The sequence below is a fragment of the Clostridium sp. CS1-1 genome (assembly GCF_056135525.1).
The window spans coordinates 4,390,208-4,407,381 of sequence record NZ_CM148680.1 but is presented as its reverse complement, the minus strand read 5'-3'; the positions used below and the strand labels follow the sequence as shown (position 1 = coordinate 4,407,381).

Genomic DNA, 17,174 nt, shown 5'->3' with positions numbered 1-17,174 from the left:
CTTATTGTAAAAAATAATAAACAGAAATAATGGGAGGGTGGTACAACATGGCGAATACTCCATTAAAGAAAGTTATAAAAGCTAAATTGAAATCTCATAGAGAACTTAGTGAAGTTGAGAAATTGAGAGAAAAGCTAAAATATGAAATAGCTGACGAGTTAGGACTTAGCGATAAGGTAGATAAGTATGGTTGGAGTGGACTTACAGCAGAAGAGACTGGACGGATAGGGGGGATGATGACACGAAGAAAAAAGGAATTAAATATTCCTAAGAATGAAGTTATTCTAAACAACTTAAAACAAAATAAATAATAGGATAATAGTTTAAATGAAATAGGATTAAGCAAATTGCGAATTAGGCAATTTGCTTAATTAATAACCTAAAATTATTGACTAATTAATTAAAAATTTATAATATTAATTGATGAATAATTTTATAGATTTTACTTTATGTTTTTTGAAAGGATGCTATTATGGATTGTTATAAGGAGTTTGCTCAGATTTACGATGAGCTTATAAACAATGATATAGATTATGAAAGATGGGCAAATGTGGTTATAGAAATATGTGAAGAACTCAATTTAGATAAGAGAGAGTATCTTGATTTAGGTTGTGGAACTGGAAATATAACAGAGAAAATAGCCCCTAAATTTAATAGTACCTGGGCTGTAGATTTATCAGGGGATATGTTAACAAAAGCAGAAACAAAGATGAGGTCTAAAGGACTAAAAGTTAAATTTGTATGCCAGGACATAGTAGAACTGAACTTGAATAGAAAATTTGATCTTATAACCTGCTGTTTAGATTCTACAAACTATATATTGGATATAAATGATATAAAAAAGTACTTAACCAGCGTGTTTAACCATTTAAATGATGATGGAATATTTATATTTGATATAAATTCGCATTATAAGCTTACTAATGTATTGGGAAATAACGTATATAATTATGATGATGAAAGTGTAACTTATATATGGGAAAACTCCCTTGAAAACGAAATTGTGGACATGTATCTAACGTTTTTTGTAAAAGAAGACGAGTTGTATAGAAGGTTTGATGAGCATCACTCGGAGAGAGCATATACATGTGAAGAGATTGAGCAGTTATTAGAGAAAGTAAATTTTAAAATTATAAGAATAATGGATAACTATGAACATAACAATATAACTGACAGTACAGAGAGGATAGTATACGTAGTAAGTAAGAAGAACTAAAGGTTTTTAATAAATTATTTGTAACTAAGGAGGATTTATAATTATGTCAGATAAATTAGTTAAAGCTACTGCTAGTAATGGGGATATTAGAATAATTGCAGCAATAACTACGGAACTTGTAAATGAGGGAGTCAAAATTCATAATTGTGCTCCAACCGCATCAGCAGCTCTTGGAAGGATGTTAACTGCAGGAAGTCTCATGGGATCAATGCTAAAATCAGAAAAGGATACTTTAACCATCCAAATGTCAGGAGGGGGAGAGGCCAAAGGGTTAGTAGTAACTTCATATGTAGATGCTAGTGTAAAAGGGTATATAGGCAATCCATCTGTAGATTTACCTGCTAATAGTAAGGGAAAGCTAGATGTTGGCGGGGCTATAGGAAAGAATGGTAATTTAGTTATTATAAGAGATATGGGACTAAAAGAGCCTTATGTTGGTCAAGTACCTATTTATTCAGGTGAAATAGGAGACGACTTAGCGTACTACTTTACAGTGTCTGAGCAAACACCATCAGCTGTAGGACTAGGTGTTCTTGTAAATACTGATTTAAGTATAAAAGCAGCAGGTGGATTTATAATACAGATGATGCCTGGCGCAAATGAGTTAGCTGCTGATTTAGTAACTTATAGACTTGAAGAAATACCATCAATAACAGAGATGATAATAAAGGGAATGTCTATAGAGGATATACTTAACTATATCTTCGAGGGTATGGATTTAAAAATACATGAGAGTATAACTCCAGTTTATAAATGTGATTGCTCGAGAGAAAGAGTGGAGAGAGCATTTATAAGTATAGGAAAAAAGGATTTAGAAGAACTGTATAATGAAGGTAAGACAGAAGAGCTTAAGTGTCATTTCTGTAATAAATCTTATAAATTTACAAATGAACAGATAGGGGAGATACTTGAAGAAGTAGGAAAGTAATTTTATTATTTAGCAAACGAAAAGTGGTGTATAAAAAGTTATTTGATACTATTAATTGCTCTTAAGTATTCTAAAGCGTCTAGAATAAGAATTCTGACAACTCGATTAGCACTCAAACAATTAAAAATTCCAAGATTTTCATAATTTTAGAAGCTAAGGATACTAAAAAGCACTTACTTAAATGTATTCTAAGAACTTATTATATGCTACTTTATCCGATGACTACCCGCTATAATACTTGCCGCACGGTGTGAAAGCGACTATCACCAAATCAGAGATTTGGGATATCTGCTTTTCTCCGAGGGGGAGTAAAGAGCGGCTACGCCCCTGGATAACGACTTCCCCTAAAGGATAACGAGTTCTAAGTGTCAAAGCCACTAAGAACTCTGTTTATAAGCATCAGGTGGAGTTAAAACTCCATCTGATGCTTAGAAGTCTGTTTATAATAATGATAAATTTAAAATGATTTTATGGTGTACCAAGTTTGTATCATGTTGAAAGTCTATATTTTCAACTAATTTAAAAGATACATTATGTAGGAAAGTAGAGAATTAGATACAAAAATGAAGGAATATGAGTCTAATTCTAAATAAAGTCAAAATGTAGCATTGACAGTATTCAATTATTTTTGTATTATAATACATGTCAGCAGCGCGATGGTAACGTCGAATGAGAAAAGTAAAAAATATGTTGACAATATTCAAAACTGGTTATATAATAATAAATGTCTTAAAGACATAGCGTATGGGCGCATAGCTCAGCTGGGAGAGCACCTGCCTTACAAGCAGGGGGTCACAGGTTCGATCCCTGTTGTGCCCACCATACGCGGCCCAGTGGCTCAGTTGGTTAGAGTGCCGGCCTGTCACGCCGGAGGTCGAGGGTTCGAGTCCCTTCTGGGTCGCCAAATTAGGCCAGATAGCTCAGTCGGTAGAGCAGAGGACTGAAAATCCTCGTGTCCCTGGTTCGATTCCTGGTCTGGCCACCAGTTTGCGGGAGTGGCTCAGTGGTAGAGCGTCACCTTGCCAAGGTGAACGTCGTGGGTTCGAATCCCATCTTCCGCTCCAATACGGCGCCATAGCCAAGTGGTAAGGCAGAGGTCTGCAAAACCTTTATCCCCCAGTTCAAATCTGGGTGGCGCCTCCAAACTGAAAGAACTATCTAATTTTTAGATAGTTCTTTTGTTTTTGTATTAACTTAAATATTAGTATCTAATAAACGGTTAATTATAGAGTTTTTTTATTTCGTTATAAAATTTTAATTTATTTTGTAAACTTGAACTTTTGATATCTGATAATAAAAGATTTGGATTAAGGCTCGTTTTAATCTGAATAATCAATATTTTACAAAAGGTAAAAGACAACAATAATAAATTATCTATTTTTGTAAGGTTACTAGGAAAAAATCTTTAACTGTAAATTACAAAAAGGCTTCCTCTATCTATTAACTTTCCTTTTCTTAAATATACAGGCTTTACGTTATGCTTCTCTAAAAATTCTAATACCATCTTTCTATGTGTATAGAATTCTAAGTCGCCATAAAAGGCTAAAGTATCATTAGAAATAAGTCCACAACACCCTCCAATGAATCCGTAACTTAAACCAGGCAGTAAAATATCTCCTGGTGGAAGTGATAACACATCTATATTTTCTTGAATTAATGCTTTAGCTATAGTTTTGTCACTAGTCATGATTGCATGTTTATTTACTACAGCTGTTGAGCATTTGGTGTATCCTTGTTTTACATTTATCAGTTTCTTATTACTCATCCGATGAAGAAGTTCTTCATCTGTATATTTAATGTTATGAATAAATAAGTTAGATAAACTTATACTATTTAAAGCAATATCCTCAGGATAAGTACTCTTTAAATTATTTTTCGACAGTATTATATTAAAACCTAAATTCTTTAAAAAAACGACAAAACCCTTATCAATATCTCGATGGACTATAATATTATTTTTATCAATAATATGTAAAAGCATATCAGGATGACCGCAAACTGCTTGGTATAATAATCTTGAGGGAGGGCAAATTAAAATATTAAATCCTAAATTGATAAGGTTGTATTTTTCCTCATCACTTATTCTAAAATCTACAATAGCATATTTCATACAAAAACCTTCCTTGTAAACAATGATTTAACTAAGTAGCTAGTGAATAACTTAGTTGAAATTTCGTAAGTAAAGATTATATTTAATTTTATATCTTTTGATTCTGACTTTCAATCTAAATTAACAATGTCGGTATTTGACAAAAAGATTTTGAATAGGGATTTTGTTTAAACGCATACTATTTTTAAGAAGGGAGTGTGAGGAATGCTATTACTTACAATAGTGTATGATAATGATAGAGAAGATATAATAGACGGAATAAATTATATAAAAGAGTATTTTAAAAATAAGAACATAGTTATAGGTATTTCGGAAAGCATAGAGTCAAATACTCACTTCGTAAAGATATTCTGTGAAGAAGAAATGAACAGCAAGCTTCATAATATGTTTAATATACATATAGCTAATATATTATATAATGCTGTTATAGATCAGTTTTATAAGAAAGATATGATGAATTTTTTATCGGATACATACTTTTTTCTGAAATATGATGAGCTTAAAGAAATTAAAGATAGTAGCCTAGAAACGCTAAAGGGAGAGGGAAGCATAATAGATGAGAATTCTATTTATTGTATGAATAAGAGAAATGCAATAATAGATAAAATTGTTGAATGTATTGATGAAAATAATGAAATAAATATAAATGGTTTTATGAGATTTAGGATGAAGGAATTAAAAGATGATTTAGAAGGTATAATAGATAAAGTAGTTGAAAGATATATGGTTGAAAAAGAATATAATGAGTTTATAAAACTACTAAAATATTTTGTAGAAATACAGGAGAGTAAAATTGACCTAGTCAATATAGAAATTGACATTGAAGGGAAATACGTAGTAAGAGATAAAAATGATGAAGATATTACTGAAAGTTTATTTAGTGATTTAAATGATATAAGATATAGGGAAAATACTAATGTAGAAGATTTGATAATAAGTGTTTTAATTACTAATTCACCTGAGAAGATAATAATTCATTGTGTAGAAAATTGTAGAAATGATGAGTTAATAGATACAATAAAAAAGGTATTTACAAATCGAGTAGAGTTCTGTAATGATTGTGAGAATTGCAAGGAAATAAAGAGAAGCGTTCATAGAATATAAGATGAAGTTTAAATCAGGTAATAATATTAAGAAGTATAATATTTGATAAAATAATGAATTAAGAAATATTCATTATTTTTAGTTTACAGGTATTGACATCGTAAAATTTAAATAATATAATTTAATAAAATAAAATTAAAAGCAATGACGAGGAAGAGTAAATAATACACTACTCCAAGAGAGAAGAATCCAATGGCTGAAAGATTCTTTGAGCAAGGTTTATTGAAAACCACCTTTGAGCTGTATACTGAATTATAGTAAGTAATATCGTTAACCTGCGTTAAAGGTCTAGAGATGATAGTTATTAATTGATTAGATGTTATAGAATAAGCAATTTCCAAGTTATTCTTTAACCTAGCAATATAGGTACTATTAAATTTGGGTGGAACCGCGTTCAACACTCGTCCCATGTATATGGGATGAGTGTTTTATTTTGTAGAAAATTCAATTTATAATAATTGTTACAAAGGGAGGAATAATCATGGTAAAGATCACTTTAAAAGATGGAAATTTAATTGAAGTGGAAAAGGGAACAAAGGTAGTAGAAGTAGCTGCTAAACTAAGTACATCATTAGCGAAAAAAGCATTAGGCGCAAAAGTAAATGGGGAAGTAGCTGAGCTAATGACAGAAATTAATGAGGATTGTAAGCTTGAAATACTAACTTTTGAAGATGAAGAAGGAAGGAAGATATTAAGACATACAGCTTCTCATATGCTTGCACAGGCTATAAAGAGATTATACCCAGACGTTAAATTAGCTATAGGACCAGCAATAGATAATGGATTCTATTATGACTTCGATGCAGACTTTTCATTTACTCCTGAAATGCTAGAAAAAGTAGAAGCTGAAATGAACAAAATAGCTAAAGAGGATTATAAGCTTGAAAGATTTGAACTTCCAAGAGCAGAAGCTATAAAGCTTATGGAGGAAAAAGGAGAAACTTACAAAGTTGAATTAATAAATGATTTACCAGAGGATGCAGTAATTTCTTTCTATAAGGATGGCGATTTTACTGATTTATGTGCAGGACCACATATACCATCAACTGGAAAAGCAAAGGCAGTGAAACTTCTTTCAATAGCAGGAGCTTATTGGAGAGGAGACGAAAAGAATAAGATGCTTCAAAGAATCTATGGAACAGTATTTGAAAAGAAAGCTGATCTCGATGCTCACTTAAATATGCTTGAGGAAGCAAAAAAGAGAGACCATAGAAAAATAGGTAGAGAATTAGATTTGTTCAGTATTCATGAAGAAGGTCCAGGATTCCCATTCTTCCATCCAAAGGGAATGGTAGTTAGAAATACACTTCAGAATTTCTGGAGAGAAACTCATAGAAAAGCTGACTATGATGAAATAATGACTCCTATAATCTTAAATGAAGCATTATGGCATCAATCAGGACACTGGGATCACTATAAAGACAATATGTATTTTACAAAGATTGATGAGGGAGATTATGCTATAAAGCCAATGAACTGTCCTGGTTCAATACTTGTTTACAAAAACAATAAACACTCTTACAGAGATCTACCATTAAGATATGCTGAAATGGGAGTTGTTCACAGACATGAAAAGTCAGGAGCATTACACGGATTGATGAGAGTTAGATGCTTTACTCAAGATGATGCTCATATGTTTATCACTAAAGAACAAATAAGGGAAGAAGTACTTGGTGTTATAAGACTTATAGATAGCTTCTATAAAGTATTTGGATTTGAATATTTTGTTGAGCTTTCAACAAGACCTGAAGACTCTATGGGAAGTGATGAAGATTGGGAAGCAGCAACTAATGGATTAAGAGATGCTTTAGAAGACATAGGACTTAAATATAGAGTTAATGAAGGAGATGGAGCATTCTATGGACCGAAGATAGACTTCCATCTAAAAGACTGCATAGGTAGAACATGGCAGTGTGGAACTGTCCAACTTGACTTCCAAATGCCAGAAAGATTTGATTTAACTTACGTTGGAGCAGGCGGGGAAAAATACAGACCGGTTATGATTCATAGGGTTGTATTTGGTTCAATCGAAAGATTTATAGGAATATTAACTGAACAATATGCTGGAGCATTCCCTACATGGCTTGCACCAGTACAGGTTAAGATTATGAATATAACAGATGCACAAGCTGATTATGTAAAGAAAATTGCTAGTGAATTAAAGAAAAGTGATATAAGGGTTGAAATAGACTTAAGAAATGAAAAGATTGGATACAAGATTAGAGAGGCACAACTTCAAAAAGTTCCTTATATGCTTGTTATAGGAGATAAGGAAATGAACGATGGAACTGCAGCTGTTAGGAATAGAAAACAAGGTGATATCGGAGTTATGAGCGTAGAGGCATTTATTTCAAAGATAAAAGAAGAGATAGATAAAAAAATAAGTTCAATTGATTAGTTTATTAATAAACTTGTTGACAGATGTAAAATAAGATAGTATAATACTATTTGTTAAGAAGAAACAGCCGTTTCTCACCTTACGGCAAGGCTAGTAAGGTTAAAGAATTCATTTTTTACTGATGCATTCTAAGGACGGCTTTTGCCGTCCTTTTTTATATTGAATATAGAAGAACTGTTTTAAGTTAACTAGGAGGTGAAAGTTATTAGTAAAGATGTTCTTTTAAATGAAGAAATAAGAGAAAAAGAGATACGTGTTATTGGAGATGATGGATCTCAACTTGGCATTTTATCATCTAGAGAAGCTCTTAAAATCGCAGAAGAAAAAGAGTTAGATTTGGTTATGATATCACCAAATGCTAATCCACCAGTTTGCAAGATAATGGATTATGGCAAGTTTGTTTATGAGCAATCTAAGAAGGATAAAGAAGCCAAAAAGAAGCAAAAAGTTATCAATGTCAAAGAAGTTAGGCTAAGCCCAACTATCGAAGAACATGATATTACTATTAAAGCTAACAATGCAAGAAAGTTCTTACTTGTAGGTGATAAAGTTAAAGTAACTGTTAGATTTAGAGGTAGAGAGGCTGATTACTCACATCTAGGTAAAAAGATATTAGAAACTTTTTACGCTAAAGTTGAGGATGTATGCATAATAGAAAAAGAAGCAAAGCTAGAAGGTAGAAACATGATAATGATTCTATCATCAAAGAAAGCGTAATCGAGAGGAGGAACTTATTATGCCAAAAATGAAAACAAAGAAAAGCGTAGCAAAGAGATTTAAAGTTACAGGATCAGGTAAGCTTAAAAGAGCAAAAGCTTTCAAGAGCCATATATTAACAAAGAAGAGCACAAAGACTAAGAGAAATCTTAGACAGACTGCATATGTTTCAGAAACTCAAGAAAAAACAATGAAGACATTAATGCCTTACGCATAATGGCAGGTTCAAGAAGGAGGATTTTTAAATGGCAAGAGTAAAAAGAGCTGTCAATGCTCGTAAATATCATAAAAAAATATTAAAGCTTGCAAAAGGTTACTATGGTGGAAAAAGCAAGTTATTTAAAACAGCTAATGAAACAGTTATAAGAGCATTAAGAAATGCTTATGTTGGAAGAAGATTAAAGAAGAGAGATTTCAGAAAACTTTGGATAGCAAGAATAAATGCTGCTACAAGAATGAATGGTCTTTCATATTCTAGATTCATGAATGGAATAAAAAATGCAGGTATTGATATAAACAGAAAGATGCTTTCTGAAATAGCAATAAATGATCCAAAAGCATTCACTGAATTAGTTGAAATAGCTAAAAAGCAAATTAACGCTTAATATTACATAAAAAATGCAGCGATTACGCTGCATTTTTTATATTTATTATTGGACAAGGTGTATAAATAATTAGTGAGGAACTACAGATAATATATAATAAAGCTAAACAAAATTTTCATTTAATAAGGAAGGAATCTAAAATGAAGGTAGCAATCAGCAGATGGTTTAAAGTTAATGAAATTCAGATATTAGTTTTAGGCTTTGCCATAGTAATTTTTATTGGAGCAATTTTATTATCTTTACCAATATCATCACGAAGTGGTCAGTATACTAATTTCATTGATTGTCTTTTCATAGCAACGTCAGCAACCTGTGTAACAGGACTAGTAACATTAGATACAGGAACCCATTGGAGTCATTTTGGGCAATTCGTAATTTTATTTTTAATACAGATTGGTGGCCTAGGATTTATGTCCATAGCTACATTATTTGCATTACTTATGGGTAAAAGAATTACTTTAAAAGAAAGACTTGTTATACAGCAGTCTCTTAATTCTTTTTCTATACAAGGGCTTGTAAAAATGTCAAAATATCTATTGAAATTTACTATTTTAGTAGAGGTTATTGGAGCAACTCTTTTGGCAACTCAATTTATACCTGAATTTGGAGTTGCTAAAGGTATATATTATGGGATTTTTCATTCTGTATCTGCCTATTGTAATGCAGGAATAGATTTAATAGGTGATTTTAGAAGCGTGACTCCATATACAGATAATCCAGTAATATTATTAACTATAGGAGCTTTAATTGTGACAGGAGGACTCGGGTTCTTTGTATGGCAGGAGATATACACTTATAGAACTACAAAAAAACTATCCTTACATTCAAAGATAGTAATAATATCTACTGCGGTATTAATTATAGGTGGAGCAATTTTAATGTTTCTATTTGAAATGAACAATGTTAAAACTATAGCTAATATGACACTAAAAGATAAGATAGTGAATTCTATATTTGCATCGATCACACCTAGAACCGCTGGATTTAATTCTGTGCCTACTGCTGATATGACTGAGGGTGGAAAGTTTTTAACTATAGCACTTATGTTCATTGGAGGATCACCAGGTTCAACTGCAGGCGGAATAAAGACAACAACAGCTGCTCTACTTATTATTACCGTTATATCTGTTATAAAGGGTAGAGAAGATGCTGAAGTGTATGAAAGAAGAATAGGTAAGGAAATTGTGTATAGAGCGCTTGTAGTAGCTACATTAGGAATGGGTATTGTTTTGGTAGCAACAACTATACTTTGTATAACCGAAAAAGCATCTCTAGATTATATTATTTATGAAGTTGTATCTGCTTTTGGAACTGTAGGACTAACACTTGGTTTAACACCAAATTTAAGCACGGGAGGAAAATTATTAATAGCATTTATTATGTATTGTGGAAGATTAGGTCCATTGACTGTTGCGCTAGCTCTTGCACAAAAAAGTATGCCTGGTTCTATTAAATATCCTGAAGATAAGATTATAATTGGATAGGGGTGGAGTTTATGGAAAAGAAACAATTTCTCGTAATAGGTTTAGGAAGATTTGGAACATCAGTTGCAAAAACATTATATCAATTAGGTCATGATGTTTTAGCGGTAGATGCGAATGAGGAAAGAGTTCAAAATATATCTGAAGATGTAACACATGCGATTCACACAGATGCTACAGATGAAGAAAATTTAAAATCATTAGGTATAAATAATTTTGATGTGGCAATAGTTGGAATAGGAGTAGATATACAAGACAGTGTAATGATAACTCTTTTAGCCAAAGAAATTGGAATCAAATATGTAATTGCCAAGGCAAATACTGAACTTCATGCAAAGATTTTATATAAGATAGGTGCCGATAAGGTGGTTTTCCCTGAAAGAGATACTGGTGTGAGAGTTGCTCATGACCTTGTTGGGGATAATGTATTAGATTACATCGAGCTTTCTTCCGAATACAGTATTGCTGAAATTATGTCTTCTGAAGAATGGCATAATAAAACACTAGGAGAACTAGACATGAGAGCGAAGTATGGTATAAATGTAGTAGCGGTTAAAAGAAAAGATGATATTGATATATCTCCTAGCTCAGATTATACAATTGCAAAAGGGGATGTAATTGTAGCAATAGGTAAGTATAAATGTTTAAATAAGCTAGAGATTATTAAGGGATAAGGGTGAAACATAATTGGAAACTATTCAAAGTAAAGATAACCTATTAATCAAAGATATAAAAAAACTGAAGGAAAAAAAGTATAGAAATGAAAGTGGCAAATTTTTAGTTGAAGGATTTAGATTTGCATGTGAAGCTTTAGAATCTGATTTTGAGGTTCCTTTAGTTTTTATAAGTGAAAGTGCCAAGGATAGGTGGAATAATTTCGATGTTGAATCTAAATTACAAAAAAACACAAAAGTTTATAGTGTTACAGAGCAGATTTTAAAAATCATAAGTAGCACAGATACTCCTCAAGGAATTGTAGCTGTTGTTAATAATAAAAATATTGCCCTTGAGAATAAGCAAGGATTTTACATATTGGCTGATAAAGTTCAAGACCCAGGAAATATGGGCACAATAATAAGAACAGCTCATGCAGCAGGAGCCTTAGGAGTATTAATGACGAAGGGTACCGTTGACATTTATAACGAAAAAACCTTGAGGTCTACAATGGGATCTGTTTTTCACATACCAATAATACAAGATGATAACTTGGCACAACTGGAGCTTTTAAGATTTAATGGATTTAAATTAGTTGTAAGCTCACTAGATACGGTGAATAATTTTTATGATGTAGACTTAAAAGATAAAGTAATAATAGCTGTCGGAAATGAAGGAAATGGTATAAGTAAAGAACTATTTGATTTATCAGATATAAAAATCAAGATACCAATGCCTGGCGGAGCAGAATCCCTAAATGTATCTGTAGCAGCGTCAGTTATGATGTTTGAAGTGGTGAGACAAAACCTTAGTTAAACGCTAGTTTATTATTATAACTCAACATTCATGCGTTAAATTATTTACTATGCTTCTAAGATTCACTTATCCCTATAATCCAAGAACTTTTGATAACTCGCTATCGCTCAGACAATCAAAAGTTCTAAGATCCTAAGGATAAGTTTATCAAGAAACATAATAAATAATTTAAATGCATTCATTCTTGAGTTATAATAATAAACTAGCTATGTAGCTAATGGTTTTGTTTCTGATGAAAGATATTAAATTTCTATTGACAATAGTGAAATGTATCTGTAAAATTAGAAAGTAAAATTACATATATTAACTATGATGGAGAGAGTAAATATATAGTTTCTTTAAGAGAGAGAAGGGCTTGGGTGGAAACCTTCTTAGAAGATTATATATTGAAGTTCACTCTGGAGTTCTTGCTGTGAAAGAAGAGTAGCAGTTGGCGGGATAACCGATAAATTTACAAAGAGGATATTGTTTATTTCAGTATCAATTTGGGTGGTAACGCGGATTTAAGTTCGTCCCTTAACTAGGGATGGACTTTTTTATTTTGTAGTAAATTAGGTAATGTAGAAAGGAGAAGAACAAATGAAAGAAAAATTACAATCTATAGGTAATAGTGCTCTTGAAGAGTTAAAGAGTGCTGTAAATAGTTCTGAGCTTGAAAACATAAGAGTTAAATACCTTGGCAAAAAGGGAGAGTTAACACAAATACTTAGAGGTATGGGTGCGCTTTCTGCAGAAGAGAGACCTTTAGTTGGAAAGATTGCTAATGAGGTAAGAGCTTCAATTGAAACTTCTTTAGAAGAATACGCAAAAGAAGTAAAGAATAAAGAAAAAAATATAAGATTACAGAGTGAAATAATCGATATTTCCATGCCTGGAATAAAACAGAGCCTGGGAAAAAGACATCCACTTGAGCAAACTTTAAACGATATGAAGGAAATATTCATATCAATGGGCTTTACGATAGAGGAAGGTCCAGAGGTAGAGCTTGATTATTATAATTTTGAAGCATTAAATATACCTAAGAATCACCCTGCAAGAGGTGAACAGGATACATTTTATATAAATGATAACTTGGTTTTAAGAACTCAAACCTCACCACTACAGGTTAGAACAATGGAGGAACAAAAGCCACCTATAAAGATGATAGCTCCAGGAAAGGTTTATCGTTCTGATGCAGTGGACGCCACACACTCACCAATATTCTATCAAATGGAAGGGCTAGTAGTAGATAAGGGAATAACCTTTGCAGATTTAAAGGGAACGCTTGAGGTATTTGCTAAAAAGATGTTTGGAGATGATTTAAAGACTAAGTTTAGACCACACCATTTCCCATTCACAGAACCTTCAGCAGAAATGGATGCTACATGCTTTGTATGTGACGGAGAAGGTTGTAGAGTATGTAAAGGCGAGGGCTGGATGGAGCTTTTAGGTTGCGGTATGGTACATCCACAGGTTTTAAGAAATTGTGGGATAGATCCTGAAGTATACAGCGGATTTGCTTTTGGATTTGGAGTAGATAGAATGGTTATGCTTAAGTATGGAATTGATGATATAAGACAGTTATATGAAAGTGATATGAGATTCTTAAATCAATTTTAATTAGGATAAATAAGGAGGATATTGAAATGAAAGTTCCTGTTAAATGGTTAAAAGACTATGTTGATGTAGATATTTCACCAAAGGAGTTAGGGGATAGACTAACTTTAAGTGGTTCTAAGGTAGAAGAAGTTGTAACTACCGGTGACGAAATACAAAATGTTGTTACAGCTAAATTAGCAAAAATAGAACAACACCCAGATGCAGATAAGTTATCTGTTTGTTTTGCAGATATAGGAGAAGCTGAGCCGATACAAATTGTTACAGGTGCTACTAATATGAAAGAAGGAGATATAGTACCTGCAGCTCTTCACGGCTCCACAATACATAATGGAGTAAAGATAAAAAAAGGTAAGCTTAGAGGAGTAGTTTCAAATGGTATGTTTTGCTCAGAAGAAGAGCTCGGAATAGCAGGAGATGAGCCTGTGCATGGACTTATGATACTTCCTCAAGATACGCCAATTGGCAAAGATATAAAAGAAGTTTTAAATATGACAAGTGCAATAATAGATTTAGAAATAACTTCTAATAGACCTGATTGCTTAAGTATAGTAGGTATGGCTAGAGAAACTGCAGCTACTTTAAATACAACTTATCAAGTTCCATCGCTACTATATAACACAGTATGCAGCGATGATATAGAAAATGAAATAAAAGTGGAGATAAGAGATCAATTATGCAGACGATACATGGCAAGAGGTGTAAAAAATATAAAAATAGAACCATCACCAGGTTGGATGCAGGATAGACTTTTAGAAGCAGGTGTTAGACCGATAAATAACATGGTAGATATAACAAACTTCGTTATGTTAGAGCTTGGTCAACCGCTGCATGCATTCGATGTTAGAGAGATATCAACTAGAACTATAGTAGTAGAAAGGGCAAAAGAAGGAGAAAAATTTACTACATTAGACGGTGAAGAGAGAACTTTAAACTCAGATGTGCTTAATATAAAAGATGGAGAAAAAACGATAGGTCTTGCAGGAATCATGGGAGGGCTTAATTCAGAGGTAAAGGAAGATACTACATATGTTGTTTTTGAGAGCGCTAACTTTAATGGAACTAACATAAGAGTGTCCTCTCAAAAACTAGGCCTTAGAACTGAAGCTTCATCAAGATTTGAGAAAGATTTAGATCCAAATTTAGTTGAAATTGCTATGAATAGAGCTTGCCATCTAGTTGAAGAAATAGGGGCAGGAGAAGTTATGGAAGGCACTATTGATATATATCCTGAAAAACTTCAACCTCATACTGTAGAAGTAGAATATAACTGGATCAATAAATTCCTTGGAACAGAAATCTCTAAGGAAGACATGAGAGGTTATCTAAATAGATTAGATTTAATCACTGAGATAAAGGGAGACACTTTAGTTATAAATGTACCTACATTTAGATGTGATGTAAATATAAAGGAGGACGTAGCAGAAGAGATAGCAAGAATTTACGGATATAATAATATTCCTACAACTCTTGTAAAAACTGCTAGTACTAGAGGTGGAAAAAATACAAAGCAGCACTTAGATGATAAAGTTATAGAAGCTTTAATAGGAAGCGGACTTAACCAATCAATAAGCTATTCTTTTGTAAGTCGTAAAGTTTTTGATAAAGTGCTTTTACCTGAAGATAGTAGCTTAAGAAATGCTGTAGCTATAAGAAATCCTTTAGGAGAGGATTATAGCATAATGAGAACAACTACTATACCATCTATGCTAGAATCACTTGCTAGAAATTACTCAAGAAATAATGAATACGCAAGATTATTTGAAATGGGTAAAGTTTATATACCAAATGAAGATCAAACTAAACTGCCAGAGGAGAGAAACATAGTAACAATAGGATTATATGGTGGAGTAGATTACTTTAATCTAAAAGGAATAGTAGAAAATATATTGGACACATTGGGAGTTCAAAAATTTTCATTTAAGAGAGAAAGCGAAAATGTTACCTTCCATCCAGGAAAAACTGCTGCTCTTTACATAAAGAAAGATTTAGTAGGTATTCTGGGAGAAGTTCATCCTGACGCTGCTGATAACTATGGTATAGATGGAAGATGTTATATAGCAGAATTAAACTTAGATGTACTTTATAGTAATGCAAACTTAGATAGAAAATATAAAGCTCTTCCTAAATACCCTGCAGTAACAAGGGATATGGCAATATTAATAGATGATAGTGTACTTGTGCAAGAGATAGAAGATATCATGTGGAAACAAGGTGGAAACATGGTAGAAAGCATAAAATTATTTGACGTGTATAAAGGAGAACAAGTACCAGAAGGTAAGAAGAGCATAGCTTACTCTATAGTTTATAGAGTAGAAAATAGAACTTTAACAGATGCAGATGTAAACAAAGTTCATGATAAGATAGTAAGAACTTTAGAAAATAAGTTGGGAGCACAGCTTAGATAAGTAGAGAGCCCAAATCTCTGATTTGGTGGGAATCACTTATGCACAGCTAAGTAGAGAGCCCAAATCTCTGATTTAGTGGGAATCACTTATGCATAGTTAAGTAGAGAGCCCAAATCTCTGATTTGGTGGGAATCACTTATGCATAGCTAAGTAGAGAGCCCAAATCTCTAATTTTGTATGAATTGCTTTCACAGAGTGTGATTGGAGTATTAGAGCGGGAAGTCATCGGATAAAAAGGGCAGTAGAGAAGAGCAATCATCCTACTGTCTTTTTTATTAGAGTGACTACGTCCTTGATAAGGATTTTTAAGCATCAGACGTAATTAAATACTATCTGATGCTTAGAAATCTGTTTATATTTGATAACTTGTTATAAAATTGTTTAATATATACAAGTTTTATGGTAGAATAATGGTAGGTAATCTGGAATAAAGAGTAATTATCTAAGAGGGTGTTCACATGAATATAGTAACAGTTAAGATAAATGGCATTGAGTATAATTTAAAGGGTCAAGAAAACGATGAGTACTTACATACTGTAGCAAGTTATGTAGATAAGAAAATAAAAAGCATATTAGAAAATAATAAAAAGTTGAGTACTTCCTCAGCAGCTGTTCTTTCTGCCGTAAATGTGGTAGATGAAATGTTTAAAAGACAGAAAGAGTATGAAAAGTTTTTAGAGAATGTTCATCAGGTAGAAAAAAAACATAAAGAATATCAAACGGAAATAGAATCCTTGAAGAAACAGCTTGAGCATATGCAAGAGTATAACTCGGAGTTACAATTAAAATTAAAGAATAGCACGAGTGCGCAAGAGCTTGAGCAAAAGGACCAAGAGATTAAGAGTATTACCAAGGAAATGGAGTTAATGAAAGAAACAGCTCAGAAATATATAGAAGAGAATACAGAAATTAAATCTCAAAATAAAGAGCTTAAGTTTCAACTTCAATCTGCTAAGTATAAAGTGATAGATTTACAGCATAAGTTAATAGAAAACCAGGTAAACCTGGCAACGCAAAAAAAGCAAAACAATCCTCTTTTAAGTGAAAATATAAGATAAAACCCGAACTAATTGTGATTCAATTAGTTCGGGTTTTATTCTATTGAAATAATTGCAGTATTAAATAAAGGTAGCTCTAAGAT

Annotated in this window: 15 protein-coding genes, 5 tRNA genes and 3 other annotated features; of the genes, 19 read left to right on the top strand and 1 reads right to left on the bottom strand. The window is 32.4% G+C overall.

What is annotated here, in order from left to right:
* Nucleotides 1-47 precede the first annotated feature (47 nt).
* The 8 genes from AC0N0V_RS20870 (at nucleotide 48) to AC0N0V_RS20835 (ending at nucleotide 3,287) form a co-directional block, all read left to right on the top strand.
* Entirely contained in the window at nucleotides 48-311 is a 264-nt protein-coding gene (locus AC0N0V_RS20870; protein WP_474460776.1) for a small, acid-soluble spore protein, alpha/beta type, read from the top strand.
* A 161-nt stretch (nucleotides 312-472) separates the two neighbouring features.
* Nucleotides 473-1,216 (top strand): class I SAM-dependent DNA methyltransferase, encoded by a 744-nt coding sequence (locus tag AC0N0V_RS20865; RefSeq protein WP_474460775.1) that lies wholly within the window; start codon nucleotides 473-475, stop codon nucleotides 1,214-1,216.
* A 43-nt stretch (nucleotides 1,217-1,259) separates the two neighbouring features.
* The gene (gene hslO / locus AC0N0V_RS20860) at nucleotides 1,260-2,144 is read left to right on the top strand and encodes an Hsp33 family molecular chaperone HslO (RefSeq protein WP_474460774.1); all 885 of its coding nucleotides are present in this window, start codon (nucleotides 1,260-1,262) and stop codon (nucleotides 2,142-2,144) included.
* A gap of 746 nt (nucleotides 2,145-2,890) precedes the next feature.
* Nucleotides 2,891-2,966 (top strand) — tRNA-Val (locus tag AC0N0V_RS20855).
* 5 nt (nucleotides 2,967-2,971) lie between these two features.
* Nucleotides 2,972-3,048 (top strand) — tRNA-Asp (locus AC0N0V_RS20850).
* Nucleotides 3,049-3,053: 5 nt separating this feature from the next.
* Nucleotides 3,054-3,129, top strand: a tRNA-Phe gene (locus AC0N0V_RS20845).
* A 4-nt stretch (nucleotides 3,130-3,133) separates the two neighbouring features.
* Nucleotides 3,134-3,208 (top strand) — tRNA-Gly (locus AC0N0V_RS20840).
* A gap of 4 nt (nucleotides 3,209-3,212) precedes the next feature.
* A tRNA-Cys gene (locus AC0N0V_RS20835) sits at nucleotides 3,213-3,287 on the top strand.
* A gap of 262 nt (nucleotides 3,288-3,549) precedes the next feature.
* Here the strand turns inward: AC0N0V_RS20835 and AC0N0V_RS20830 are convergent.
* Entirely contained in the window at nucleotides 3,550-4,254 is a 705-nt protein-coding gene (locus AC0N0V_RS20830; RefSeq protein ID WP_474460773.1) for a DUF6873 family GME fold protein, read from the bottom strand.
* A gap of 204 nt (nucleotides 4,255-4,458) precedes the next feature.
* On the opposite strand from AC0N0V_RS20830, the gene ytxC reads away from it, so the two are divergent.
* The 11 genes from ytxC to AC0N0V_RS20775 all read left to right on the top strand — a co-directional run bounded on the left by ytxC (nucleotide 4,459) and on the right by AC0N0V_RS20775 (nucleotide 17,091).
* Nucleotides 4,459-5,358 (top strand): putative sporulation protein YtxC, encoded by a 900-nt coding sequence (gene ytxC, locus AC0N0V_RS20825; protein WP_474460772.1) that lies wholly within the window; start codon nucleotides 4,459-4,461, stop codon nucleotides 5,356-5,358.
* Nucleotides 5,359-5,493: 135 nt separating this feature from the next.
* Nucleotides 5,494-5,770 (top strand) — a binding site (T-box leader).
* 69 nt (nucleotides 5,771-5,839) lie between these two features.
* Nucleotides 5,840-7,756: a threonine--tRNA ligase gene (gene thrS, locus AC0N0V_RS20820; protein ID WP_474460770.1), complete on the top strand. Its 1,917-nt coding sequence runs from the start codon at nucleotides 5,840-5,842 to the stop codon at nucleotides 7,754-7,756.
* Between the two features lie 49 nt (nucleotides 7,757-7,805).
* Nucleotides 7,806-7,918, top strand: a sequence feature (ribosomal protein L20 leader region).
* 33 nt (nucleotides 7,919-7,951) lie between these two features.
* Nucleotides 7,952-8,473, top strand: coding sequence for a translation initiation factor IF-3 (infC, locus tag AC0N0V_RS20815; protein ID WP_474460767.1), 522 nt, complete (start codon nucleotides 7,952-7,954; stop codon nucleotides 8,471-8,473).
* Nucleotides 8,474-8,492: 19 nt separating this feature from the next.
* A complete protein-coding gene (rpmI, locus tag AC0N0V_RS20810; RefSeq protein WP_474460765.1) occupies nucleotides 8,493-8,690 on the top strand; it encodes a 50S ribosomal protein L35 in 198 nt (65 codons plus the stop codon).
* Nucleotides 8,691-8,718: 28 nt separating this feature from the next.
* A complete protein-coding gene (gene rplT, locus AC0N0V_RS20805; protein ID WP_474460762.1) occupies nucleotides 8,719-9,078 on the top strand; it encodes a 50S ribosomal protein L20 in 360 nt (119 codons plus the stop codon).
* A gap of 140 nt (nucleotides 9,079-9,218) precedes the next feature.
* Nucleotides 9,219-10,562 carry a TrkH family potassium uptake protein gene (locus AC0N0V_RS20800; protein WP_474460760.1) on the top strand — a complete coding sequence of 448 codons (1,344 nt, stop codon included), beginning with the start codon at nucleotides 9,219-9,221 and terminating at the stop codon, nucleotides 10,560-10,562.
* Between the two features lie 11 nt (nucleotides 10,563-10,573).
* Nucleotides 10,574-11,233 carry a potassium channel family protein gene (locus AC0N0V_RS20795; RefSeq protein ID WP_474460758.1) on the top strand — a complete coding sequence of 220 codons (660 nt, stop codon included), beginning with the start codon at nucleotides 10,574-10,576 and terminating at the stop codon, nucleotides 11,231-11,233.
* Between the two features lie 13 nt (nucleotides 11,234-11,246).
* Nucleotides 11,247-12,029 carry a TrmH family RNA methyltransferase gene (locus tag AC0N0V_RS20790; protein ID WP_474460756.1) on the top strand — a complete coding sequence of 261 codons (783 nt, stop codon included), beginning with the start codon at nucleotides 11,247-11,249 and terminating at the stop codon, nucleotides 12,027-12,029.
* 300 nt (nucleotides 12,030-12,329) lie between these two features.
* Nucleotides 12,330-12,549, top strand: a binding site (T-box leader).
* Nucleotides 12,550-12,608: 59 nt separating this feature from the next.
* A complete protein-coding gene (gene pheS, locus AC0N0V_RS20785; protein WP_474460754.1) occupies nucleotides 12,609-13,628 on the top strand; it encodes a phenylalanine--tRNA ligase subunit alpha in 1,020 nt (339 codons plus the stop codon).
* Nucleotides 13,629-13,654: 26 nt separating this feature from the next.
* Nucleotides 13,655-16,033 (top strand): phenylalanine--tRNA ligase subunit beta, encoded by a 2,379-nt coding sequence (gene pheT, locus AC0N0V_RS20780; RefSeq protein WP_474460753.1) that lies wholly within the window; start codon nucleotides 13,655-13,657, stop codon nucleotides 16,031-16,033.
* Between the two features lie 458 nt (nucleotides 16,034-16,491).
* Complete coding sequence (locus AC0N0V_RS20775; protein ID WP_474460751.1) at nucleotides 16,492-17,091, top strand: cell division protein ZapA; 600 nt, start codon at nucleotides 16,492-16,494, stop codon at nucleotides 17,089-17,091.
* Nucleotides 17,092-17,174 lie beyond the last annotated feature (83 nt).